Origin of the sequence: Pedobacter polaris, assembly GCF_005116505.1 — a bacterium.
Taxonomy (GTDB): Bacteria; Bacteroidota; Bacteroidia; order Sphingobacteriales; family Sphingobacteriaceae; genus Pedobacter; species Pedobacter polaris.
Map to the genome: position 1 here is coordinate 584,535 of NZ_SWBR01000003.1, position 23,569 is coordinate 608,103.

Annotated in this window: 24 protein-coding genes; 8 read left to right on the forward strand and 16 right to left on the reverse strand. The window is 36.1% G+C overall.

Annotation, left to right across the window (positions count from 1 at the left end):
• Positions 1-71 precede the first annotated feature (71 nt).
• Positions 72-2,357 carry a glycosyltransferase family 4 protein gene (locus FA048_RS14625; RefSeq protein WP_136842381.1) on the forward strand — a complete coding sequence of 762 codons (2,286 nt, stop codon included), beginning with the start codon at positions 72-74 and terminating at the stop codon, positions 2,355-2,357.
• Positions 2,358-2,878: 521 nt separating this feature from the next.
• Here FA048_RS14625 and FA048_RS14630 read toward each other — a convergent pair.
• The 6 genes from FA048_RS14630 to FA048_RS14655 form a co-directional block, all read right to left on the reverse strand.
• Positions 2,879-4,345, reverse strand: a complete 1,467-nt coding sequence (locus tag FA048_RS14630) for a glycoside hydrolase family 130 protein (RefSeq protein ID WP_136842383.1) — start codon at positions 4,343-4,345, stop codon at positions 2,879-2,881.
• A 29-nt stretch (positions 4,346-4,374) separates the two neighbouring features.
• Positions 4,375-4,935 (reverse strand): pyridoxamine 5'-phosphate oxidase family protein, encoded by a 561-nt coding sequence (locus FA048_RS14635; protein WP_136842385.1) that lies wholly within the window; start codon positions 4,933-4,935, stop codon positions 4,375-4,377.
• 24 nt (positions 4,936-4,959) lie between these two features.
• A complete protein-coding gene (locus FA048_RS14640) occupies positions 4,960-5,394 on the reverse strand; it encodes a hypothetical protein (RefSeq protein ID WP_136842387.1) in 435 nt (144 codons plus the stop codon).
• 4 nt (positions 5,395-5,398) lie between these two features.
• Positions 5,399-5,767: a SpoIIAA family protein gene (locus FA048_RS14645; RefSeq protein ID WP_136842389.1), complete on the reverse strand. Its 369-nt coding sequence runs from the start codon at positions 5,765-5,767 to the stop codon at positions 5,399-5,401.
• A 130-nt stretch (positions 5,768-5,897) separates the two neighbouring features.
• A complete protein-coding gene (locus tag FA048_RS14650; RefSeq protein ID WP_136842391.1) occupies positions 5,898-6,569 on the reverse strand; it encodes a DUF6766 family protein in 672 nt (223 codons plus the stop codon).
• 59 nt (positions 6,570-6,628) lie between these two features.
• Positions 6,629-7,174 carry a YciE/YciF ferroxidase family protein gene (locus FA048_RS14655; protein WP_136842393.1) on the reverse strand — a complete coding sequence of 182 codons (546 nt, stop codon included), beginning with the start codon at positions 7,172-7,174 and terminating at the stop codon, positions 6,629-6,631.
• Between the two features lie 133 nt (positions 7,175-7,307).
• Here FA048_RS14655 and FA048_RS14660 point away from each other — a divergent pair, with 133 nt between their 5' ends.
• Complete coding sequence (locus FA048_RS14660) at positions 7,308-7,907, forward strand: hypothetical protein (protein ID WP_136842395.1); 600 nt, start codon at positions 7,308-7,310, stop codon at positions 7,905-7,907.
• On the opposite strand, the gene FA048_RS14665 is transcribed toward FA048_RS14660, so the two are convergent.
• Positions 7,897-8,646 carry a DNA-formamidopyrimidine glycosylase family protein gene (locus FA048_RS14665; protein ID WP_136842397.1) on the reverse strand — a complete coding sequence of 250 codons (750 nt, stop codon included), beginning with the start codon at positions 8,644-8,646 and terminating at the stop codon, positions 7,897-7,899. The two genes, FA048_RS14660 and FA048_RS14665, sit on opposite strands and share 11 nt — an antisense overlap.
• Position 8,647: 1 nt before the next feature.
• On the reverse strand, positions 8,648-8,848 hold the full coding sequence (locus tag FA048_RS14670; RefSeq protein ID WP_136842399.1) for a KTSC domain-containing protein: 201 nt from the start codon (positions 8,846-8,848) through the stop codon (positions 8,648-8,650).
• A gap of 284 nt (positions 8,849-9,132) precedes the next feature.
• Here FA048_RS14670 and FA048_RS14675 point away from each other — a divergent pair, with 284 nt between their 5' ends.
• Complete coding sequence (locus FA048_RS14675) at positions 9,133-9,492, forward strand: response regulator transcription factor (RefSeq protein ID WP_136842402.1); 360 nt, start codon at positions 9,133-9,135, stop codon at positions 9,490-9,492.
• Positions 9,493-9,515: 23 nt separating this feature from the next.
• On the opposite strand, the gene FA048_RS19755 is transcribed toward FA048_RS14675, so the two are convergent.
• The 3 genes from FA048_RS19755 to ku form a co-directional block, all read right to left on the reverse strand.
• Entirely contained in the window at positions 9,516-9,689 is a 174-nt protein-coding gene (locus FA048_RS19755; RefSeq protein WP_169306880.1) for a hypothetical protein, read from the reverse strand.
• A gap of 63 nt (positions 9,690-9,752) precedes the next feature.
• Positions 9,753-10,655 carry an SDR family oxidoreductase gene (locus FA048_RS14680; RefSeq protein WP_136842404.1) on the reverse strand — a complete coding sequence of 301 codons (903 nt, stop codon included), beginning with the start codon at positions 10,653-10,655 and terminating at the stop codon, positions 9,753-9,755.
• Between the two features lie 135 nt (positions 10,656-10,790).
• Positions 10,791-11,564: a non-homologous end joining protein Ku gene (gene ku, locus FA048_RS14685; RefSeq protein WP_136842406.1), complete on the reverse strand. Its 774-nt coding sequence runs from the start codon at positions 11,562-11,564 to the stop codon at positions 10,791-10,793.
• 302 nt (positions 11,565-11,866) lie between these two features.
• Here ku and FA048_RS14690 point away from each other — a divergent pair, with 302 nt between their 5' ends.
• Together FA048_RS14690 and FA048_RS14695 are read left to right on the forward strand one after the other, a co-directional pair.
• Entirely contained in the window at positions 11,867-12,364 is a 498-nt protein-coding gene (locus tag FA048_RS14690; protein ID WP_136842408.1) for a very short patch repair endonuclease, read from the forward strand.
• A gap of 332 nt (positions 12,365-12,696) precedes the next feature.
• Positions 12,697-13,095: an endonuclease domain-containing protein gene (locus FA048_RS14695; protein ID WP_136842410.1), complete on the forward strand. Its 399-nt coding sequence runs from the start codon at positions 12,697-12,699 to the stop codon at positions 13,093-13,095.
• Positions 13,096-13,607: 512 nt separating this feature from the next.
• Here FA048_RS14695 and FA048_RS14700 read toward each other — a convergent pair.
• On the reverse strand, positions 13,608-16,148 hold the full coding sequence (locus FA048_RS14700; protein ID WP_205943496.1) for an ABC transporter permease: 2,541 nt from the start codon (positions 16,146-16,148) through the stop codon (positions 13,608-13,610).
• Positions 16,141-16,830: an ABC transporter ATP-binding protein gene (locus tag FA048_RS14705; RefSeq protein WP_136842412.1), complete on the reverse strand. Its 690-nt coding sequence runs from the start codon at positions 16,828-16,830 to the stop codon at positions 16,141-16,143. Before FA048_RS14705 ends, FA048_RS14700 begins: the two co-directional genes overlap by 8 nt.
• A gap of 104 nt (positions 16,831-16,934) precedes the next feature.
• Between FA048_RS14705 and FA048_RS14710 the strand changes: the two genes are divergently transcribed.
• Together FA048_RS14710 and FA048_RS14715 are read left to right on the forward strand one after the other, a co-directional pair.
• A complete protein-coding gene (locus FA048_RS14710) occupies positions 16,935-17,612 on the forward strand; it encodes an arylesterase (protein ID WP_136842414.1) in 678 nt (225 codons plus the stop codon).
• Positions 17,613-18,187: 575 nt separating this feature from the next.
• Positions 18,188-18,586 (forward strand): endonuclease domain-containing protein, encoded by a 399-nt coding sequence (locus tag FA048_RS14715; protein ID WP_136842416.1) that lies wholly within the window; start codon positions 18,188-18,190, stop codon positions 18,584-18,586.
• Between the two features lie 557 nt (positions 18,587-19,143).
• Here the strand turns inward: FA048_RS14715 and FA048_RS14720 are convergent.
• Both FA048_RS14720 and FA048_RS14725 read right to left on the reverse strand, forming a co-directional pair.
• Entirely contained in the window at positions 19,144-20,568 is a 1,425-nt protein-coding gene (locus FA048_RS14720; RefSeq protein ID WP_136842418.1) for a hypothetical protein, read from the reverse strand.
• The gene (locus FA048_RS14725; RefSeq protein ID WP_136842420.1) at positions 20,510-22,393 is read right to left on the reverse strand and encodes a TraB/GumN family protein; all 1,884 of its coding nucleotides are present in this window, start codon (positions 22,391-22,393) and stop codon (positions 20,510-20,512) included. Before FA048_RS14725 ends, FA048_RS14720 begins: the two co-directional genes overlap by 59 nt.
• 127 nt (positions 22,394-22,520) lie before the next feature.
• On the opposite strand from FA048_RS14725, the gene FA048_RS14730 reads away from it, so the two are divergent.
• Positions 22,521-22,982 (forward strand): hypothetical protein, encoded by a 462-nt coding sequence (locus FA048_RS14730; RefSeq protein ID WP_205943497.1) that lies wholly within the window; start codon positions 22,521-22,523, stop codon positions 22,980-22,982.
• A gap of 405 nt (positions 22,983-23,387) precedes the next feature.
• Here FA048_RS14730 and FA048_RS19835 read toward each other — a convergent pair.
• Positions 23,388-23,569, reverse strand: a 182-nt coding sequence (locus tag FA048_RS19835; RefSeq protein ID WP_205943498.1) for a hypothetical protein, incomplete at its 5' end; no start/stop codon positions are given.

The window sequence follows — 23,569 nt, forward strand, 5'->3', positions numbered from 1 at the left end:
CAACTCAGTCTAATAGTTGTTAACTAGCTGTCTAACGCAATTGTTCCTTAATTATTTAGCTCAATTCCAATATGAAAATAGCATATATTTCTACCTACCCGCCCCGTGAATGTGGATTAGCAACATTTAACAACAATTTGATTAAAGCAATAACTGCTAATTTTGAAAATCAATCGTTAATGGAAACCAGTATGGTTATTGCTATGAATAATTCTGACGATGTTGAGGAATATAATTACCCTAAAGAAGTTAAATTCGTAATTAGACAAAATAACCAAGACGATTATATCCAAGCAGCAAAATTCATTAATGAAAGTGATGTAGATGCTTGCATTTTGCAACATGAATTTGGAATTTTTGGGGGAGAAAGCGGTATTTATGTATTGCCATTTATCAACCAAATTGAAAAACCAATTATTTCAATTCTCCATACCATTTTAAATGCACCAACTTATCTGCAAAAATCTATCATTAAAGAAATAGCAAAACGTTCTGCAAAAATTGTAGTAATGAGCAATAAAGCGGTTAACTTTTTACAAGATATTTACCAGATTTCTAAAGATAAGATACAAGTGATAGAACATGGGGTGCCAGATTTAGAAGCTCCAACTGTTAATCCGATTAAGCAAATTGAAGAATTAAAGAACAAAAAAATATTATTAACCTTTGGGTTAATTAGTAGAAATAAAGGGCTAGAGACAGTTGTTAAAGCCTTACCAGCTATTGTAGCTAACCACCCTGATGTAGTTTATGTTGTGCTTGGTAATACACACCCTGGAGTAGTTAAAAATTCGGGAGAAGAATACAGAGATTACCTTAAACAATTGGCTGCAGATTTAAATGTTTCAAAGCATTTAATTTTCATGAATAGATTTGTTGAGGAAGAAGAGTTGATAGATTATTTAACAGCTGCTGATATTTATGTAACTCCATATTTTAACGAGGCCCAAATTACTAGTGGCACACTTTCTTATGCAGTAGGTGCAGGTGCTGCTGTTGTTTCTACCCCATATTGGCATGCACAAGAATTATTAGATAACAATAGAGGCCGTTTATTTAACTTTAAAGACGATGTTGGCTTGGCAAATATTGTTAATCAATTATTAGAACATCCAGATAAATTGAAAGCATTAAAAAGAAATGCATATCAATATGGACTAAACTTAAGGTGGCCGAAAATTGGAAAATCTTTTATAGATGTAATTGAAAAAGCAGCTAAACACCCAGATTATAGCGATAAGATTTTAAGGCAAATTATAGATAGAAGTCTAATTCCTGAATTTGATTTGTCTTATGTAAAACGACTAACTGATGATACCGGAATTTTTCAGCATGCTAAATTTGGCATTCCGAATAGAAAAGAAGGGTATTGCATAGATGACAATTCTAGGGCATTGATTATGGCACTAATGTCTTATCAAGAAGATAAAAACCCTGATGCATTAAATTTATTACCTGTTTATTTAAGCTACATTCATGATCTACAGCTAGACAATGGAAACTTTAGAAACTTTACCAGCTTTAGCAGACAATTTTTAGATGAGGAGGGTTCTGATGATTCATTTGGTAGAACAGTTTGGGCATTGGGTTATTTAATTAATGCCTCACCAAATCGTTCCTATACAGAATTCGGTTACGAATTGTTCTTTAAGTCTGTGCAACATTTTAAAAATTTAACGCACTTGCGTGGCATATGCAATGCAATAACAGGGGTGAGTTATTATTTAAAAACACATCCTTATGATGAAAGGATTTTAGCTGAATTAAATACCTTAACAACTAAATTAATCTCATCCTATCAAAATACCAAAGATGAGGAATGGCATTGGTTTGAAGATCATTTAACTTATGATAACGCCATATTCCCCCTTGCACTATTTCATTCTGCAGAAATAACTGGCAATGAAGAAGTATTGAAAATTGCGCATGAATCGCTTTCTTATTTAGAGAAAATCACGTTTAGCTTAAGTACAGTAAACCCGGTTGGTAACAATGGTTGGCACATTAGAGGTAATAGTGTTACCCCAATGTATGACCAGCAAGCTATTGAGATCATGGCTATGGTATTGATGTATCACCAAGCTTATGTAGTTACTAGAGAAAGTGAATACATGAAAAAAATGTTTACTAGCTATTTATGGTTCTTGGGCGAAAATTCATTGAGAATTCCTTTGTATGATAGTGACACAAAAGGTTGTGCGGATGGATTACAAAGTGGAGGGGTAAATAGAAATCAAGGAGCAGAAAGCACACTTGCTTATTTAATATCACATTTAACAGTGCTTAAAGCTGTAAAATATGAAAACCAGTTAAATGGTTTGAAAAAGGAAGTAAAGCTTATTACAATTGATAAATAATGCTGTTTTTGCATTAAGGTGTCATCCTGAGCGTAGTCGAAGGATATTCTTTAGAGTCGTTTCGACAAGTTCAACGTGACATATTAGTTGGGTTGTCATCCTGAGCTTGTCGAAGGATAGTTATTAAAGCGTTTCGACAAACTCAACGTGACATTATTAGTGAAGTGTCATCCTGAGCGTAGTCGAAGAATAATTTCGAAGTTGTCGTCATATCGACAGAGCGCAGCGATGAGATATCTCTTTCCTGTTGCTTTAGATCCTGTGCTCATAACATAGAGACTCTCCTCATGAAGAATTCGTTCGAAGTGACGGTTTGGAATTTAAAGCTCATTAACCCTTGCAGTAATTTTCAGCAATGTCCAATACTTTAACTTCTTGATCTTTGTCTTTTAATTTAACACCATCACGATTAAGTCGTTTCGACAGGCTCAACGTGACATTATTATTGAAGTGTCATCCTGAGCTTGTCGAAGGATAATTTTTAAAGTCGTTTCGACAAGCTCAACGTGACATTATTGTTGTTAATCAGTTGAATTTTTTAACCTATCTAATAAGGCCTTCAAATCAACAGTAGCAAAAGAAGACGAATAATCTGATAATCCATAAGGAATAATCAATTGGCCGTTGTTAATAATCGAACCACAAGAGTAAACTACGTTAGGTACATAACCTTCACGCTCATCAGGGTTTGGAATTAATAAAGGTTCAGATAATCTGCCAATTTCTATACTTGGATCATCTAGATCCAATAAGCAAGCACTTAAGCAATACCTACGCATTGGGCCTACGGCATGGGTAACCACCAACCAACCATCTTCAGTTTCTATTGGCGAACCACAATTACCTAGTTGTACAAACTCCCAACTATATTTAGGTTCTTGAAACTTAACCGGATTTTCCCAAATATTAATTTTATCTGAGTACATGATGTAATTGTTAATCCCATCTATACGAGAAAGCATGGCATATTTCCCATTTATTTTACGCGGAAAAAGTGCTAAGTTTTTGTTTTGTGCACCATCGCCAAATAAAGGGCCTACCGTAAAATCATAAAAATCTTTTGTTTTTAATAATTTAGGGATGATGATATGACCATCATAAGCTGTATAAGTTGCATAATAGGCAAAACTACCATCATCATGTGTAAACTTGGTAAACCTGGCATCTTCTATTCCTTTCCGTTCGAATTCTGAAATCGGAAAAATAACACGATCAGAAATATCGGTATCCATAGAAAAGATAATCTCATAATATGAATCAGATAACCAAAGTACCTTTTCAAATTCTACATCTTTCTCTGGGTCTGTTGATAATGCTTGGGCCTCACCAATTATTTTTTTTAAGGTAGCATAGTCAAATTGCTCATCTAATTGCTCATCTAATTTATCGAGCACCTCTTTATCTATCAAAGACATTAAACCTTTGGCTAGAAATAGCTTTTTATTGTAAGTAGCATTTCTAATTACTTCGGCCTCATCAATATAATCGCCAACCGGAATTACAGTAATGTTATTTTGACGGTCAATTAGGGCTCTTCTAAAAACAATTGAAGAGATATGGCCTTCGCCAACAGCTCTAAAACTGATGATTAATCTTTTTTCTCCTTCTTCTAAATCAGTTTGATCTGGATCTTCTACAATGGAAGGATTAAAAAAAGCAGCAGATTCAATCGAATATTCATGTGTAAAATAAGACCCAATCAATAATTTTCGGTGCGTTTCTAACTCATGGTAATCGATATCCATTGTCTCAAAAAGTGATTTAAGCTTTTTGCAATGTCTAGATAGAATTTTTGTTATGTTTCTGTGTCTTTTAGAATATTCTTGTAATAAGGGAGAAATGATCGAAAAAACCTGTTCGTTTGACAGTGTAAGCACCTTGGTAATTACGTCTTTAGCTCTTTCCTCGCCGTTAAAAAAAAATCTAGCAATTACCCTTTTCGAATCTGGATAAACTTTTACGTGCTTTCGCTCTATTGGAATTCTCATACTTAACAAAAAAATTATTATCGTTTTAACTATACTTCAAGTTTACCTTCAACAGAATCATCCATTGTTTTACCTGTAATGATAGAAGCTGCCATTTTAATAAAGGCTACTGCTTCGCCATGTTTGGTATCCCAATAATAAACATTAGTTGGTATAACTTTTAGCAAAACAAGATTTGGATCATCTTTTCCATTTTGAAACCAAACTTTTAAAAATGTGTTCCACAATTTATCAATTTTTGCTTGATCTTTTACCACTTCTGTTATACCATAAACGCTCAAAAACCCAGAATTTTTATTCTCTTGAAAAAATAATTGAGTAAAAGGATCTCGCTCCACTTCATCGTTTTTATTGCTGTCTATCTGACTAAAGAACCAAAGATTACCTTCATCATCTACTTCTTGCACAGACATTGGTCTAACAGAAACAGGTAAACCAGTTCTAATGTTTGTACAGAAAAAGCAGTTTTCTGCACTAGTAGCTAAATCTTTTAACTTTTTTACAGCTGCTGCTCCTTCAAGTGTTTTAATGTGATCTTGTGTGTTTTGCGTGTTGTTTGAGCTGTCACGCGAGCTATCATTGTTTTCCATATAGATTAGGTATGATTAGATTAATTATTTTGAAAGTTTTTTAAGTACAAGACCAGTTACTAAAGCTCCAAAAAGGTAGTAACCAACGGTAAGGGCCTTAGTCTGATTTGTTCTTGTTACTGGCTCAGGATCTAGTCCCAAAGGTTCTGGCAATTTTAAAGCACCAATACCTGCACATAAACCTAATAGAACTGCTTTTGGCCAAATCCATTTTGTGTTACCACCTATTAAGCTATAATACATGGCATTAGCGGTTAAATCTGCTTTTAAAGTTGTACGATATAATTCGTCTTCATCAGTAATTGGAGTGCCAAATTTACTTAGTGTTTTATTTAAAGCCTCTTCTCCTAAAACGTTTATTTTGGGAACATTTGTAGCATTTTTTCTTACTATTTCATGTAAAACGGTAAGCGCTACAGAACCCACAAAACCTGCGGTAATATTTTTTATAAAGCCCATAATTTTATGATTTTAAACTAACCCAAACAATTGCATCCTCTACTTCGGCAAGTGAAAAACCTTTTGCTTCTCCAGGAGTTACATAACTAAATGCATCTGTAAAATTTTCTACCGCTTTTTGGTCTGTTACAATTGCCATTTTTTTCCAAGCTGTTAAATGTTTTAATCCAGCCACCATGTCTTGGTACCATGCGCCTGCAGTAAAATTCTCTACATCAGTTTCTAAAACCAAAATGTAATATATTTCATTGTACTTGCTGTTTAAAGCTTCTAGACCTGGCAATAAAGTGTTTTTTAAATCTTCAGCGGTAACTTTACCACTTGCTTTAACACCAAATACATAGGGTGGAAGATTTTTTATCTCATATAGCATAGATTGATTTTTATTAAAGGATAACAATAGTTTTAAGGTGAATGTTTTTATTAGATTAGAATTTCGCTTAGCAATCTTTGAGCTTGCCTAAGACCTTAAATTAAGCTTTAGAAATAGTGCTTTAAGCAAATTATTTTCCAGTTTCGAGGTGCGGTGCATCTACAGGTTTTGATTCAGGAGAGCCTTTTTGACGGAGAAAAATAGTAAAGAATACAATACTAGCAACTGATAGAAATTCACTTTGCCAGTTCTGAAAGGTTTCAAACCAAAAATTGGGATTGCCTATGTAAGCCAACATGGTTTCTTTTGGTAATGACTTTAATGCTTGTTCTACATTATAATCTTGCCAACTGCCATAAAAATGCAAATACCAACTAATTAAAAATAAGGTGATAAAACAAATAGATAAAGAATTTTTATAAATTTTTAATATCCATCCACCTTGTTTAACTGCCCATGGCGCATCTTTACTTTTAACAGGTTCTCTATCTACATCCTCTTTTTCGTCCAGTGATTTTGATTCAGCAGAGCCGATTTGCCTTAACTTAATTGTAAGCACAACATACATTGCCATTTGTAAAAATTCACTTTCAAAATTCTCAAAAGTTGCAGAAATGAAATGGCCAGAGCATAAATAGGTGCTAAAGTTTAATGCGCTATGTCCAGCTTCTTCTAATTCTTGATTATGAACATTAAAGCCTGTTAAGGCTTGAGCGATGAGGGTGATGAAAAAGAGCGAAAAGAAAAATATAGTTAAACTATTTCTATATACAAATGAAAAAGTTTTACCTGTTTTTGCCATAATTTAGAGAGTTAAGTTTAAATAAAAAGGATGCCTAATTTTTAGACATCCTTTTTTTATTATTCTTGAGCAGCAGATTCGTTTACAAAACTTTCTGCTATTTCTGTTAAAGCTACATCGGTATTTTTTTCATTATCCAATGTTTGTTGCAATAAATTCTGAACATCTGTATGTCCCATGTTTTCTGCAAAAGTGCGCAGTGTACCATAAGTTGCAATTTCATAATGTTCTACTTTTTGTGCAGCTATAATTAAACCTGCATCTCTAATCATTGTTCCTTTATCAGTATCTTCTATTATGCCATTAGCTTCTTCTAATAAGCCTGCCATTGCATCGCATTTTTTGGCTACAGCTTTTTCTCCTAGCAATTCAAAAACTTGCTCAAGGGTATCAATGTGAGTTTGTGTTTCTTGGGTATGTTTTTCAAATGCTGCTGCTAGCTCAGGGCTGGTTGCAGCTTTTTGCATTTTTGGTAAAGCTTTAACCAAATGCTTTTCTGCCCAATAGATGTCTTTTAATTCATCTACAAAGAATTCGTGAAATTCCGAATCTTCCATCTTACCTGTCTTGCCGGTTGGTTTTTGAGTTTTTGTTGTCGTTTTCATGGTATTAGGGTTTTAATATTTTTTACTTATTGTAATGCTTGAACAGTTTATTTTTTAAAAGGTTTAAGATTTTTAAAATCAATTTGTTCAACAATTTTTTGTCTACGTTGTTATAGTCAAAAACACGACGATAATGGAAAATGCACTAATTCCCACTCAGAAAACAGGGAGCAAGTTAGACTTGTTTTCGAGTACAGTATGTGATTCTATCGAAGAAGCATTGCTGTTTTTTCAAGTTGCGAAAAATAGATTAATAGATGTAAACCAGTGGGATGAGATTTGTAATACACCTTCATCTGTGTTTAGGTTAATTAATGCAAAAGGACAAGAAATTGTAGGCCTGGTACAAGAAGATGATTATATCCGCATTAATATTCCTGGTCCTGGTACAAAAATAGGTGAGGGGTATGATTGGGTTAAAGTGGAAAGCATTACCGAAAAAGAATTTAGCGATGAAGAAATTTTAAGTATAACTGTTAGACCCTCGCATCATCCATTACGAGCATTTAGTGAAACTGCTCACTTTTTTTGGAGTGAGGCAACATCAACTTTTCAGGTTAAACGAAAAGGAAATACTGTGTATGCAGAAGTGCATGGTAGAAATGAAGCACCCAATAACAAAACATCTTTTTTTGTAGATAATTTAAGAAATACATTAGTTGGTTGGGGCGCAAAAATGGGATTTTCTTATCCCCAGTGGAAAGGTTTAACAGAGGGGCTGGTTAAACGCTAGTCTTTACCTTATATCTTTTTTGACATATAGGGCAGAAAAAGGTAATCCTCTTATTTTTGCCCAACTCTTCTTTGTGAACCTCATGCTTTTTTGGGCAAAGTTTCTTGCCATAAATAAGCCAATGTTTCTTTAAAACATATGCTCTTTTCCATTCCAAAAAATCAAAGGCATAAGCTCTTGCATTTACAACTAAAGCTTTCAGTTTTGCTGCAGGAAGTGAGCTAATTTTATTTAAAGGATGAAGTTCAGTTCGATATAAAACTTCATTTTTAATGATATTGCCAGACCCAGCAAATAGTTGTTGGTTTAAAAGCACATCACAAACTAAACTTTCTGGCTCTGCTTTTAGTTTTTTTATGGTCGCTTTTGTATCCCAATCATCAGACATGATATCTACTTGCCAATCATACACTTTATTCAAATCACCTTCTATAAATTCTAGTGAGCAAGTATAAAAATTGAGTTCGGCATTTTTAAATTCAAAACCAATGCGAGGCTCAACATCTTTTCTATCATTAATTCGGTAAGAACCAAACATCATGAGGTGAATACGCAAGGCAAATCCATCAAAACAAATTAGAAAATGCTTACCCCAAGTTTTAAACCCTACCACCTTTTGGTAAAGCATTCTTTCCTTAGCTATTTTTGTATTTCCAGTAACCTTTAATATCTCTTTCCCTTCTAGTTTCAATTCTTCAACAAGTTCTCTTAGAATTACTAGCGATGGTCCTTCTGGCATATTAATCCTCCAGTTTTTTAAACTTGAATTTATCTTTAATGTAATAGTTAAAATACCGACCCTTAGAGCCAGACGCTTTTAACATTTCGTAAATTTTATTCGGTACATTTTTATAGGCATAGACCATTCCAGTTACAAAGATGATTTTCAATGTATTAGATTTTTCATCGTAACTAAAATGACTAATTACCGAAGAAGGCATAATTATTTACTGATATCTATTTGTTCTAAATTTTTGCGAGGCGAAAATAGACTCCATTTGCTTCCTCAGTATTTACATTTTCAACTGTTTTTTGCCAAAGACTTTTAGTATCACTATCCCTCGCTATTTCGTGTTTTAAAGGTTGCTCTGCCATTGTGCTGATCATTAGTATTTGCTAGAAAACATTATCTTATTAAAATGGTTTTAGTTTTTGTTCCAACCTACGCTGATATTTTTATATTTGTAAAACATAACACTTAACTAATAGTTAAAAACAATAAACATTGAGTAAAAATATTTACGTTGTAGAAGATAACGATGATATTAGAGAGCTTGTTCAGTATTTACTGGAAAGCGAAGGATATGCTGTTACAGGTTTTGCCAATGTAACAGACTTTAATACTCAGTTTGCCGTAGCTAAACCAGACATGCTAGTTTTAGACGTAATGCTTCCAGACGGAAATGGAATGGATGTTGGCAATAAAGTGAAGGGAAATGAAGCCACCAAGGATATTCCCATTTTGTTAATGTCTGCAAACACCAATGTAAATTACATTAGTAAAGAAAGCTTAGCAGATGATTTCATTGCTAAGCCCTTTGATATTGATGATTTAGTAGCTAGAATAGCTAAGTTGCTTAATTAAATTCTGCAGGCTATTTAAATAGTTTAAATCTTTCCTTTTTTAGCACCTTCTTTGGTTTCACTCGGATCTACACCTGCCTGTCCGTATCTTGGTGATGCTCCTTCTCCATTCTGATCAAATGATGCTTTGCCTTTGGCATCTCCAGCAGTTTTACTTTTGTCGACGGTTTTTTCGGTTGTTTTTTTATTCTTTTCCATAATATTTTTTATTAATTTTTTACCAGCTAAGAAATCTTAGGTGGGTTGTAGTTTATTGCTGCTTTAAATTGTTATTCTTCCTCCTGTTACAGGTATGGTTGCTCCAGAAATATAACTTGCCTCATCACAAGCTAAAAAAACATAAGCTGGTGCAACTTCTACAGGTTGTCCTGGTCTACCCATTGGAGTGTCTTGCCCAAACTTTTCTGGATTAGGCATGGTAGATGGGATCAATGGAGTCCAAATAGGCCCCGGAGCTACAGCATTAACCCTAATTCCCTTACCTTCCATCAACAAAATCTGACTTAAATTTGCTGTAAAGTTTTGTATTGCACCTTTTGTAGCCGCATAAGGCAATAATACTTCCGAAGGATTATAAGCATTTACAGAGGTAGTATTGATAATGCTACTCCCTTTTTCCATATAGGGCTGTGCAGCCTTACTTAAATAAAACATCGGATGTATATTCGTATCAAATGTCTTAATCCATTCTTCGGTAGGGATTTCCATAATCGTTTCCCTGCTCATTTGAAAAGCCGCATTGTTAACTAAAATATCTATTCGGCCGAATGCTGCAACCGCCTTTTCTATAATTTTTATGCAATGGCTTTCTTTTCTAATGTCGCCTTTTACCAAAACAGCTTTTTGCCCTGCTTCTTCAACCCATTTTGCACTATCTTTAGCATCTACAGTCTCTTCATCACCTAAATAACTAATCAATACATCAGCACCTTCTCTCGCAAATGCAATTGCTATTGCTTTTCCAATCCCAGAATCTCCACCAGTAATGATCGCTTTTTTGCCTTTTAATCTGCCGCTTCCTTTATAAGAAGTTTCACCATGATCTGCCAGTGGTTTTAATGCTGCTTCAGTACCTGGTGGATCTTGTTTTTGCTTTGGAAATGGAGGAACCGGATATTTAGTATCAGGAGTTTCTTTATTTTCTTGTTTTTTCTGCGATTTCATAAGGTAGGTTTTATAAAAAACAATGTTAAGTGTGTTTCAATACTTAAACGCTTTAAATGCCATGTTGTTTAATTAATTGTAATAAGGCCCTATGCAACATAATTAATTATCACCTCCTGAAGGCAGATGAATAGCTTACGCTCTTTTCTTGCTGCCACCTAAGCTTTTCATCAATTGATCATATAGATTATCACTCGTTGCTTTTTCAGGTTTTAATTTTTTAACAACTACACGTTTACCTTTGGCTTTGGCCTTAATTATTTTAAGTAATTCATCACTATAAGTATCTTTAAATGATGCGATATCAAAATCAGAGCTGTATTGTTTAATTAGTGCCAAGCCAACTTCCATTTCTTTTTTTGAAATGGCTTTGTCATCTACTTTTTTAATTTCATCCATTGTCCTAATTTCCTGTTGAAATCTGATTTTGGTTATTACAATCACACCATTCATTGGATGTATTACACAAAGATTCTCTGTACTACGCAACACAAAACGGCCAACTCCAGCTTTTTTAGATTTTTCTAAGGCTTTTAATAGTAAAGCATAAGCCTTTGCGCCCTGCTTTTCGGGTTCTGTATAATAAGAAGTCTCGTAATAAATAGGGTTAATCTCTGCAATGTTTACAAAGTTTTCTAGCTCAATTATTTTATTCTTTTCAGGGGCAGCTTCTTCAAAATCGTGCTCATCTAAAATGACGTATCTATCTTTAAGAAAGTATCCCTTAACTATTTTTTCATACGGAACTTCCTTTCGGGTATCTTCATTAATCCGTTGAAATTTAATTTTAGAATGATCCCGTTCATCTAACATATCTAAATCTAGATTGCTGTTCTGAACGCCAGAATATAACTTAACAGGTATATTAACTAAGCCAAAGCCAATAGAACCTTTCCAAATTGATCTCATAATTAACGATTTTAGCTATAAAACAAGGTTATAGACTGATTGTTTTACGATTTGTCATCCTGGACCTTTCGAAGGATTAAAGCGTTTCGACAGGCTCAACATGACATAGTCCCAAAGTTTATTTTAGTAATTGAAGTTGTCATCCTGAGCCTGTCGAAGGATAAGACGTTTCGACAGGCTCAACGTGACATGGACTTTGGGTTTGTTTAGTGATTAAAGTTGTCATCCTTTACAATCTGTCATCCTGAACTCCTCGAAGGATAAAACTTAAACAATTTGTAATTTTAATCAGTTTATTAAGCATGGCTGTCAAATCCTATCCCTTAGAAAAAGATAAAATTCAAGTCCCCAGATTTGAAGAAAGTGCTGGTTTTTACACTACAAAACAGCGTAGTAAAACCATGTCAAAAATTAGAGGGAAGAATAGCGTTCCAGAGCTTTTATTGCGTAAGGCCTTATGGGCAAAAAACATGCGGTTCCGTATCCATAACAAAAACCTACCGGGAAAGCCAGACATTATCATCGAAAAATATAAATTGGCAGTTTTTGTAGATGGCGATTTCTGGCATGGTTACGAATGGCATATCCGGAAACCAAAAAGTAACCAGAGTTTCTGGATCCCAAAAATTGAGCGTAACATGCAACGTGATCGATTTGTAAGCGAGCAGCTAACAGAAATGGGGTTTACAGTAATGCGGTTTTGGGAACATGAGGTTAGAACAAACCTAAATGCTTGTGTAAATCAGGTTATGCTATATATCGAATCTGCTAAAGTTGCAACTGTACCTTTTAAGGAATAAAGATATGCACCTTGCATGTCCCCCTCTAGAGGGGGCAGGGGGAGGAATCTGTATCAAATTTTAATTAAAGATTTTAAAGATTCCACCCCCTTTGATTCCCCCGCCAGCGGGGGACACTAGTTGCCTAACCTACAATCTGTAAATATTGGCTTTACTATGCAATTCGCTATTTACACCCTGCATGTCCCCCTCTGCAGGGGGTAGGGGGAGGAATAGAATATCTTACAATCAATCAAATACTATATAACTTATTATGCGTACCTGCATATCTCCATCTAGAGGGGAGAAATTTTAAATAATAAGCCTAAAAATAATATGCTATCTTAGAATTAATGGAACCTGCCAAAAAAGATAACACATGGCACTACAACAAAAGCCTAAGAGGATTTGCAAACCTTAACAGGAAAGATATGACCAAATCAGAAGCCTGTATTTGGAAATATCTATTAAGTAGACGTCAAATGTTAGGATATCAGTTTCGAAGACAAAGGCCAGTTCTTAATTTTATTGCCGACTTTATGTGCAAGGAATTGATGCTAATTATTGAATGTGATGGTTTAACACATCAATGGGAAGAAAATATTCCAAAAGATATTGCTAGACAAAAACAATTGGAAAATATTGGCTATAAAGTACTAAGGTTTCGTGATGACGAGGTTTTAAACGACATAGAAAATGTAAACCGTACTATAATTGCGTACATCGAAGATTTTCAAAAAGAGAATAGATAATACCTATCCATGAAATTGCCTTATGCAACTCGCTATTTGGACCCTGCATGTCCCCCTCTGGAGGGGGCAGGGGAGGAAACTGTATCAAATTAATTAAAGTTTAAAGATTCCACCCCTTTGATTCCCCCGCCAGCGGGGATACTGGGCGCCTACCTAACAGGCGATTAGTATTCATCTTTACTATGCAACTCGCTATCTGCACCCTGCATGTCCCCTTCTAGAGGGGGTAGGGGGAGGAACCTACATCCAATCACAGTTTAATTAAAGTTTTTTAAAGATTCCACCCCCTTTGATTCCCCCGCCGGCGGGGGACACAGGGCGTCTACCTAACAGGCGATTAGTATTTATCTTTGCTATGCAATTTGCTATTTGCTCCCTGCATGTCCCCCTCTAGAGGGGGTAGGGGGAGGAACTGCATCAAATTAATTAAAGTTTAAAGATTCCACCCCCTTTGATTCCCCCGCCAGCGGGGGATACTGGGTGCCTAACCTACAAGCGATGAATAATAATAATTACCCTTCATTCCTCAAAATCTTTAAAGGAGGTTGATTTAAAACACCTCTTGTGCTCCAAACCCCAGTAACCACTACCAAAGCAACTACAATTGAAAATAATGCAAAAATTGGTAATAAAGGTGGACTAAAAGAGGCTTCAAAACTAAATTTAGCCAAGAGCCAACTCCCACTTAATGCTAAAATTAATCCTGCACCAGCAGCAAAAACACCTAAAAAGAAATATTCAACCGCATTAATAATTAAGACTTGCTTTCTGCTTGCGCCTAAAGTTCTCAACAAAATACTTTCCTTAATGCGTTGGTTTTTGCTTGTTAACACAGAAGAAAGTAAGACAATCCAGCCGGTAGCCATGCTAAAACCAGCCATAAAACGAATCACAAAACTAATTTTGCTCAACAACTCATCTAGCAATTGCAGCACCAGCTCTAAATCTATAACCGATACATTCGGGAAACCCTTTACCACATCGCCCTGAAATTTAGCCGATACCTCTTTAGAAGGCACTCTTGTCATTAATACATGAAACTGTGGCGCTTTCTCTAAAACACCAGCAGGAAAAACTACCCGGAAATTGGTTTGCATTCTGCCCCAATTTATTTCCCTAAAACTACCTACAATAGTAGGAATCAACATGCCTTGTACATTAAACAAAATTTTATCCTTCAGTTTAACATTGATTCTTTTGGCATAACCCTGATCTAGTGAAATATAGATTGGTGCATTAGCCGAAGCAACCTTTCCTGTCCAAACTCCTGCCGTAATTTTCTCAGCGGCAGTTAAAGTATCCTGATAAGTTGCCCTAATTTCGCCCTTAAAAGCCCTAGCATTGCCACTATCTGCGGCTAGTTTTTTACCATTAATCTCTTCAATCCGCATGGTAATTACCGGAACTTGATTCATTAAAGGCAAATTGTACGACTTGGTAAGCGTATTTAAACCTTCTTTCTGTGTATTCTGAATATCGAACATCACCATATTAGGCTGATTTGCCCCTGATGAAAGTGTTACCCTACTAATTAGGATGCCTTGTACAAAGAATAAGGTGCAAATAAAAGCTGTAGAAAGACCAATAGAAACCGTTAACATTAAGGTTTGGTTATTAGGTCTGTATAAGTTTGCAAAGCCTTGTCGCCATAAATAACTCCATGACATTGGTAAGAATTTACGTACCAAAAACATCAGTATTTTAGAGAAAAGCATCAACAATAAAAATGCAATAACAATAGCCATTGTAAAAGCAATGGTTTGTATTACAGATTTCATTTGTAAATAGGTAAAGCCAAATACAAAACCTAACATGAGCAAATAAACCAACCATTTTACAGGATCTCTTTTAGAGGTGGTATGCTCAAAAGATGCCCTAATTGCATTTAAAGGTGAAATTTTCCTAACAGCCAATAAAGAAGGGAGTGTAAATAAAATAGAAATAATTAGCCCTAAAATAATACCCTGTATGATGGCTAACCAAGAAATTTGCATAGTGATTGCTATCGGTAGAAAATCTTTGAGCACCATAGGCAACAAAAACTGAATCAAAGTACCCAAAATGGAACCCAATACTGCTCCAATTAAACCAATAAATGCAATTTGAATAAGGTAAATTAAAAAAGCATGCCTAGCTTTTAACCCTAAACAGCGTAAGGTGGCAATGGTGCTTAGCTTTTCTTGAATATATACATGTATGGCACTACCCACACCAATGCAACCCAGTAATAAAGCAATAAAACCAGCTAAGGCTAAAAACCTACTCATGTCTTTAAAAGAACGACCAGTTTCTTCTTTTTTTGAAGCTACCGTTTCTATATCCAAACCTTCTTTTTCTAATTTAGGCTCAAGCTTTTTAATGGTTTGGGCAAGTAATTCTGCATTTTGGTACTGATAATAAAAACGATAAGTAATCCGACTGCCGATTTTAGTTAAACCAGTTTTTTCTAAATAAGTTAGGGGGATGTAAACAATAGGAGCAATGGTTGAGGAAATTCCAGTTTGCCCAGGTGCTTTATGTAAAATGCCAGCAATGGCGAAATGAAGTTCACCTACTTTAATTGAATCGCCAACTTTGGCATTAAATTGAAGCATTAATGTTTGATCTACCAAAGCGTTTCTGCCGTCCTGAAATGAGCTAGCCGCTGCAACGGGAGTAGTTTCTATCGACCCATAAAATGGATATTTCCCTTGTAGGGCCTTTATTTGAATGAGCCTACTTCCGCCATCTTTAATAAAGTAAACCATAGAGGCAAAGGTTCTTTCCTGTGCCCGTTCGTCTCCTAAGTTTTCAATAGCTTTTAAGGTTGGAGTCGCAATTGTTCTTCTACTTTCTATAATTAAATCGGCGCCAGTTAGTTCTTTTGCCTGTTGGTCAATGTCTCGTTGTAAATTATCTTTAAAAGAATAAACAGCAACCAAAGCCGCAATGCCCAATACAATAGAAGAAATGAAAAGAAATAACCTTGAGCGGTTTTTGCGACTATCTCTCCAAGCCATTTTTAATAGCCAAGAAAAACCGATAGGCTGATGGTGAATTTCGTGCTTAGACATAGGTAGGGCTTTCGTTGGCTATAATTTGTCCACCTTTTATTTTAATGATTCTATTTGTTCTTGCGGCCAAATCTAAATCGTGTGTTACAATTACCAAGGTTGTACCCGCATCTGTATTCAAATCAAATAAAAGCTTAATGATTTTTTCACTGGTTTCTGCATCTAAATTTCCCGTAGGTTCATCTGCGAAAAGTAAGGCTGGCTGATTAGAAAATGCCCTTGCTAAAGAAACCCTTTGCTGTTCTCCGCCAGATAATTGTACCGGATAATGTGCAGCACGATCGGCCAAACCAACTTTACCCAGCAAATCAAGCGCTTGGGCCCTGCTGTTTTTTGAGCCTCGCAACTCTAGTGGTACCATTACATTTTCTAAAGCGGTAAGTGTAGGCAGCAATTGAAAATTCTGAAAAATAAAGCCAACATATTGGTTGCGTACCGCTGCTCTTTGATCTTCACTTAATGAATCTAATGCTGTACCGTTTAAAGTAACCGAACCTGTAGTAGAACGATCTAATCCTGCACATAAACCCAGCAAGGTTGTTTTACCACTACCAGATGGACCAGTAATGGCAACAGTATCACCTTTGGAAATTGACAAATTAATATCATCTAAAACAGTGAGTGAATGATTTCCACTCTGATAAATTTTACTTACATTTTTAATATCGAGTATCGTTTCCAATGGCTTTCTTAATTTAAGTTTTAGCTATATTTGAAATCAAATAGCTGGTTTGATTACCTGTTAAAGATAATAGGATTTGACAATTAGAGATAGAATAGATAGATATGTTACGAAAACGTTTTATGCCGATTATTGTTTTGTGCGCTTTGCTAAGTGCGTGTGGAAATACAAAAAATGACACCGACCAAACCAATTCAGATACAACCGCCAAGGCAGCTGCAAAAACGGTAGTGAAGAAAAATATCCTTTTTTTTGGGACGAGTCTTACTGCCGGTTACGGTCTTGACCCATCTGAAGCTTACCCAGCATTAATTCAACAAAGAATAGACTCTTTAAAATTACCTTATACTGTAATTAATGGAGGTTTAAGTGGAGAAACTTCTGCTGCGGGGAAAGCTAGAATTGACTGGTTGTTGAAACAAAAGATTGATGTTTTTGTATTGGAATTAGGAGCGAATGATGGTTTAAGGGGAATTGCTGTAGCAGAAACCACTAAGAACTTGCAATTTATTATCGATCAAGTAAAGGCGAAATATCCGGATGTAAAAATGGTATTGGCAGGCATGCAAGTGCCACCAAATATGGGTAGTACTTTTGCCAATGATTTTAAAGAGATGTTCCCGAAACTGGCCAAGAAAAACAACATGGAGTTGATCCCTTTTTTATTGGCTAATGTGGGTGGTATACCCGAATTGAATCAGCCTGATGGCATTCACCCAACAGCAGAAGGCGATAAGATTTTAGCGGAAAATGTGTGGGTTAAGTTAAAAGGGGTGTTGTAAGGAGCTAATTCATGCGACTTACTATCTGAACCCTGCCTGTTCTCCTCTGGAGAGTTTATCCCGATTCATCGGGAGGGTTTGGGAGGGAATTGAGTATTTCAAAACCAAAAATGCTATGCAACTCGCTGTCTGCACCCTGCATGTCCCCCTCTGGAGGGGGTAGGGGGAGGTATCTACATCCAATCACAGTTTAACTAAAGTTTTTAGATTCCACCCCCTTTGATTCCCCAGCCAGCGGGGGACACTAGGCGCTTACCTAACTAGCGATTAATTAACTTTACTATGCAACTCGCTATCTGCACCCTGCATGTCCCCCTCTGGAGGGGGTAGGGGGAGGAATTGCACCTGGTTACGGTTTAACTTAGAGTTTTTCAAAGATTCCACCCCCTTTGATTCCCCCGCCGGCGGGGGACACAGGGCGCCTACCTAACAGGCGATTAGTATTTATCTTTGCTATGTAATTTGCTATTTGCACCTTGCATGTCCCCCTCTGGAGAGTTTATCCCGATTCATCGGGAGGGTTGGGGGAGGAATTTTAATTAAATAAGCCTAAAAATAATGCTATCTTAGAATTAATGGAACCTGCCAAAAAAGATAACACATGGCACTATAACAAAAGCCTAAGAGGATTTGCAAACCTTAACAGGAAAGATATGACCAAATCAGAAGCTTGTATTTGGAAATATCTATTAAGTAGACGTCAAATGTTAGGATATCAGTTTCGAAGACAAAGGCCAGTTCTTAATTTTATTGCCGACTTTATGTGCAAGGAACTAATGCTCATTATTGAATGTGATGGTTTAACACATCAATGGGAAGAAAATATTCCAAAAGATATTGCTAGACAAAAACAATTGGAAAATATTGGCTATAAGGTACTAAGGTTTCGTGATGACGAGGTTTTAAACGACATGGAAAATGTTAATCGAACTATAATTGTGTACATCGAAGATTTTCAAAAAGAGAATGTATAATGCCTATTATAAGCTATAATATTTTCATGATTTTTGCACTATACTATCTGCATCCTGCATGTCCCCCTCTGGAGGGGGGTGGGGGAGGAATTGATATCATGGCAGTTGGGACTTAAAGTTTTTTAGATTCCACCCCCTTTGATTCCCCCGCCAGCGGGGGACACAAGGCGCCTAACCTACAAGCGATAAATATTGGATTTTGCTCTATGCACGATGCTATCCACACCCCGCATGTCCCCCTCTGGAGGGGGTTGGGGGAGGAATCTACACCCAATCACCTTGTAGCAAAGTTTTTAAAGATTCCACCCCCTTTGATTCCCCCACCAGCGGGGTACACTGGGCGCCTAACCTACAAGCGTTAAATATTGGGATTTGCTATGTGCAAGATGCTATCTGCACCCTGCATGTCCCCCTCTGGAGGGGGTTGGGGGAGGAATCTACACCCAATCACAGTTTAACTAAAGTTTTGAGATTCCACCCCCTTTGATTCCCCCGCCAGCGGGGGACACTGGGCGTCTAACCTACAAGGACATTGGATGATTATCAAGTATAATAATTTATTCCTCCCTCATTTCGGCAATTAATGCCTTAACCTGTTTGGCCCAATCCTTTTCCTTTGCTTCAAATTTCGAGTAGCTGTAATAGCTCTCAAAATTTAGCTTTTCGGTTTCATTATCAAATGGCCCGCAAATACCCACATAAGATTTTTTTTCACCCTCTTCAGTAAAAAAGCATTCGAAAGCATAGTAGTTGTCTTTTCCTTCCTTAATATTTCCTAAAAGTTTAATTTCTTGCGGGTAATCATACTCTTCACCAAAATAATCATACACCAACAATTTTGCAAATTCATCATGTTGTCTGTATTTTAAAGGTACCTCTGCAATTTTCCCCGTTTTTTCATAAGCATGCATTATAGCATATCTTGTGTCTAAACTATCCAATTGTGATGTTAGTAGTTTAGGGTCTACAGGCAAGTTTGCCTTAATTCTAGCAGCTACGGCATTGGTTATTAAATAAGGGATAGTATCTAATGCAATAACTTTTTTAGTAAAGTTATCCGTTAAGGTCGGTACATTTAATTTTGGTAAAATATCTAAGTAATAATTAAGAGAAACAGGATATTTCTCCTCCTTTACCCTCACAAAATCAGCGGCTAAATCTTGCATTGTATGTGCAGTGATTACTTCTTTTTTGCTATTTAACAGGGCTTGGTAAGTTGTGATATTGTCACTATCCAACATGGTAGCCACCAAATCTAAAACCACTGGTCTGTAATTGTCCTCTTTCCCTAGTTTTAAAACCTGATCTATGTTCGCTGCAACAAAAGAAATAGAGTCTGTTAAGGGCTCAAATAAGTCCCAGTAACTTTTAAGTTTAAATGTTGGGGCCTCACTTAGTGTTTTAAAGTACCAGTCGTAACTTGTCGAATCTGCAACAGGTAATACTGCAAGAATTTGACTTTGTATTAAATCTAAGCCCTTACTATCCTGATATAATTTTTTTAAAAAGGCAGGTGTCTGTGCATCATTCAGTTGGGCTAATTCTCCTAACAAAACACATCGAGCACCATTAGAAGTGGTATCATCTGTATAAGGTTGCTGTAATGCCGTATAAATAGAAGGCAATTCATCAAGTTCAAATTTATAAAAAGACAATGCACCCAGTGCTTTCTGATGTGTTTCTGGGTTTTTACTAGCTAAATCTGCAACAATTAGTTTCGCTTTAGAAGAGCTGAGGTCGAACAAAGGTTCACTAGTTTTGGCTTTAACAGAGTTGAAAAAAGAACTTCCTTGTTCATTTGTCAATTCATCTTTTGTAGAAATGAGCGATTGCAAATAAAAACTATTGCCCTGAAGCCAAAATCTAGTCTTTTTGCTAGTTCCCGCTAAACTATCTGTGGTTATAAATTCTAAGCCCTTATTATTACTTATGGTAATGGTTGAGGGCAGTGTTTTTGTTAACGGCGAAATAGGTTTGCTCATCAGCTAAAAACGACTCTCCTGCTTTTTCCTCTTCTATTTCTTCCTCAGTTTTGGCAATAAGCAAAGGATCCTCAGGAATAGTTAAGGTAATATTGCCTAAATTAAATGGCACTTCCTTATAAGGCATATTCGGTGTAAAACTAAAAGACTCTAAAAATTGATCGTTTTTAGGTTTTTCAGTTCCATTCATGTTTTGACGTATAAGTAAATAAGTTCTATTTCCTTTAATATACGCCACAACTTCCATTAAGAAATTTTGAATAATTATGTTAGTAGCTCTCCCTTCATACCCATCTTTATAAATTGTATTCGACTTTCCAATAACCTTACCTTTTGTTTCAAACTCCTTAAACATGGCATCGAATACGGCAGCTTTATTAGCTAAATACATCCCAGTGGGGTAATCACTATAGCGTATTATGTAATTAACTAAATTCACTTTATCTGCTGCAACCACTATATTCATCACGTACGGGCTGGCCTTTAAGACAGGGTTAGCAACTTCTTTTTGAATTATTTCTGGAGCGATTGGCAATTTCACACTAAAAGCACCTGCTGGATTTTGATATTGAATCCAATTGCTTGCAGCTATAGCAGTAGGTTTGGTAAACTGCAATGAATTAAAAAAGAGATCAGCAAATTTCTCTTGTAACACATCTTTATCATCATTCTCAATGGTAAGTATGTAAAACGTATTGTTTGTGTGAATTAATCTTGCTCTAAAATAATTTCCATCTTTTTCTAATTGAGCTTCACTAATTTTTAAACCATTGTAATCTAAATAATTTAAAGCAATCAATTTAGCGCTACTTTGTTTAATATAATTATTAAGTACAGTATCTATATATTGTGTTGAACCAACATTATTGTTTAGTGGTCCTGTATATAAAGCTGTAGCTGTGTAAATTACATTTTTTATAGGATCATTGTAGTTTACAATTTTTTGTCCAGCAGTACTTTCAGCTGTAAAGGGAGCTGAGGGAAACTGAATACTGAAATTGTTGATGTTATCTTTATGGGTATACCAGTTCATTTTGGTATAATCAATTTGATAGGTTTTGGCTAAATCTGTAAATGAGGCACCAACCGGACGAAGTTGATAACCTGCTTTTTTGAGTTTGGCAATTAGCCCTTCTTCGCCAGGTAAAAGTGCCGCGCCAATAGTTGCAAATATACTTTCCGTTTGTAAAAGTTTACCAATTTCTGTACTTAATTCAGTAGTACGTTCGGTAAAATAATCTTCTTCATAATATTGTCGTATTTCTCCCCAAAGCTCATTAAGGTTACCTTTCGCATAGACCGAAATTAGCCTTTCCTTGTCTTCTTGTTGTTGCAATTCTTCTTCCTCATCAACAGCTTCAGTTTCTTCCTCATTAGCGTTCATATCAAATTCTGCTAAGGCAAAAACTTTTTTATTATTTGTTTTGGCCAAACCATAGAGGTAAGTACTAGCAAAAATTGAATGAATTCCTTTTGCTGCCATTCTTGGTGGCTCTTGGTTATTGTTATCCTCATTTGCTTTTGGTGCTTTTTTAACAGAACGAGGTATGTATTTTGCAGTAGAATCTGGATGCGTTTCTATCGCAAATGCCGAAGTATTGGCCAAAGCGATGTAAACAGAATCGCTAAAATTAAATGCCCTTTTATCTTTTAAATCCATTGTGCCAAACAAATAAGAAGGTTTGGTTAGGCCCTTACCCTTAATTTCCCATAAGAGGGTGTAACCAGTTTGTGTTTGAGAAAAACTTTTTTGGGTAATTGCAAAAAACGTTAAGAGTAGGAAAGCAATTTTTAAAATTGAGCGACGGTAAAGATTAAGGATCATGTGAAAGCGAATTTTTAAAAGTGAAGATAAACATTTGGTCTTAAAAACTAAATTTATAGGTAAAAATTATGCAATTGTTTAGGTTTTGGCATCCTTAGTTCAAATCATTTAACCCTAACCAATTCTCATGAATAAACACCGACTATTTCTATGCTCCATAACCCTTGCTATTTTTCTATTGAGCAACTGCACCCAACAAAAGGCTGTTAAACACCAAATGGATGCCAAACACACCATTTGCTACACCGCTACAGACCAAAGAGACACTGCTTGGTTAAAGATAGACACTGCCAATCAGCATATTTTAGGTGAGCTAACCTTTACTTATCAAAATGGAAACCACTATGAAGGCTTGGTAAAAGCCGTAATGAAAGGAGATACGCTTAAGGGCTATTATTCTTTTAGGTTAAACAAGGTAGATAAGTGGTACAAAAACCCTATAGCCTTATTAAAAAAAGAGAACACCTTAACTATGGGCATTGGAGAAATGATGACCTTATGGGGCTCAGGCTTTTTTGACAAAAGTGTACCTATTGATTATGAGAAGGCGAGGTTTGTATTTGAACAAACTGGTTGCGCAATTAATTGAGTGATGGTTAAGCAAGCTTCGGTTCGTTATCGGGTTTCTTTCGCCTTTGGGTTTTGACTGAATACTAACAGCATCCTAACAGCGTATTATTGTGGTCGACCATCCTTCGTCCTTTCTTCGTCTTTGAACCGAAGCAGTCACGACTGTGGTACGACTACTTCACGACGCAGAGACGAAGCCTAACCGAAGCCCACCCGAACAAACGACGAAGCGCGACCGAACAGCAACCGAAGAAGTACCGAAGGAATGGTTTTAAAAATGTCCGAAAATGTCTGCGAATGTCCGGAATGTCTTATACTAGATTACCCTTACAAAAAGCGGATAGTTAAACGGTTAAATACTTACAATTATAAAAACATAAACGGATATATCGTTACATTTCATTTTCTCCAAGCTGGAATGCCCTTACAGCCCCTGGTGAAGTTGTGGTGCTTCCCTCATTTCCTGCCCGTGCCGATCCGACGGTGTCATCATATCACAGCTCAGGTGCAGCCTGAGGTTATTGTATTTTTCTATCGCCCTGCATACGGGCCCAATAGCGGTTGAATAGGATGGAAAGGTAGTGTGCAGTTCAAATTCCGTTTTCA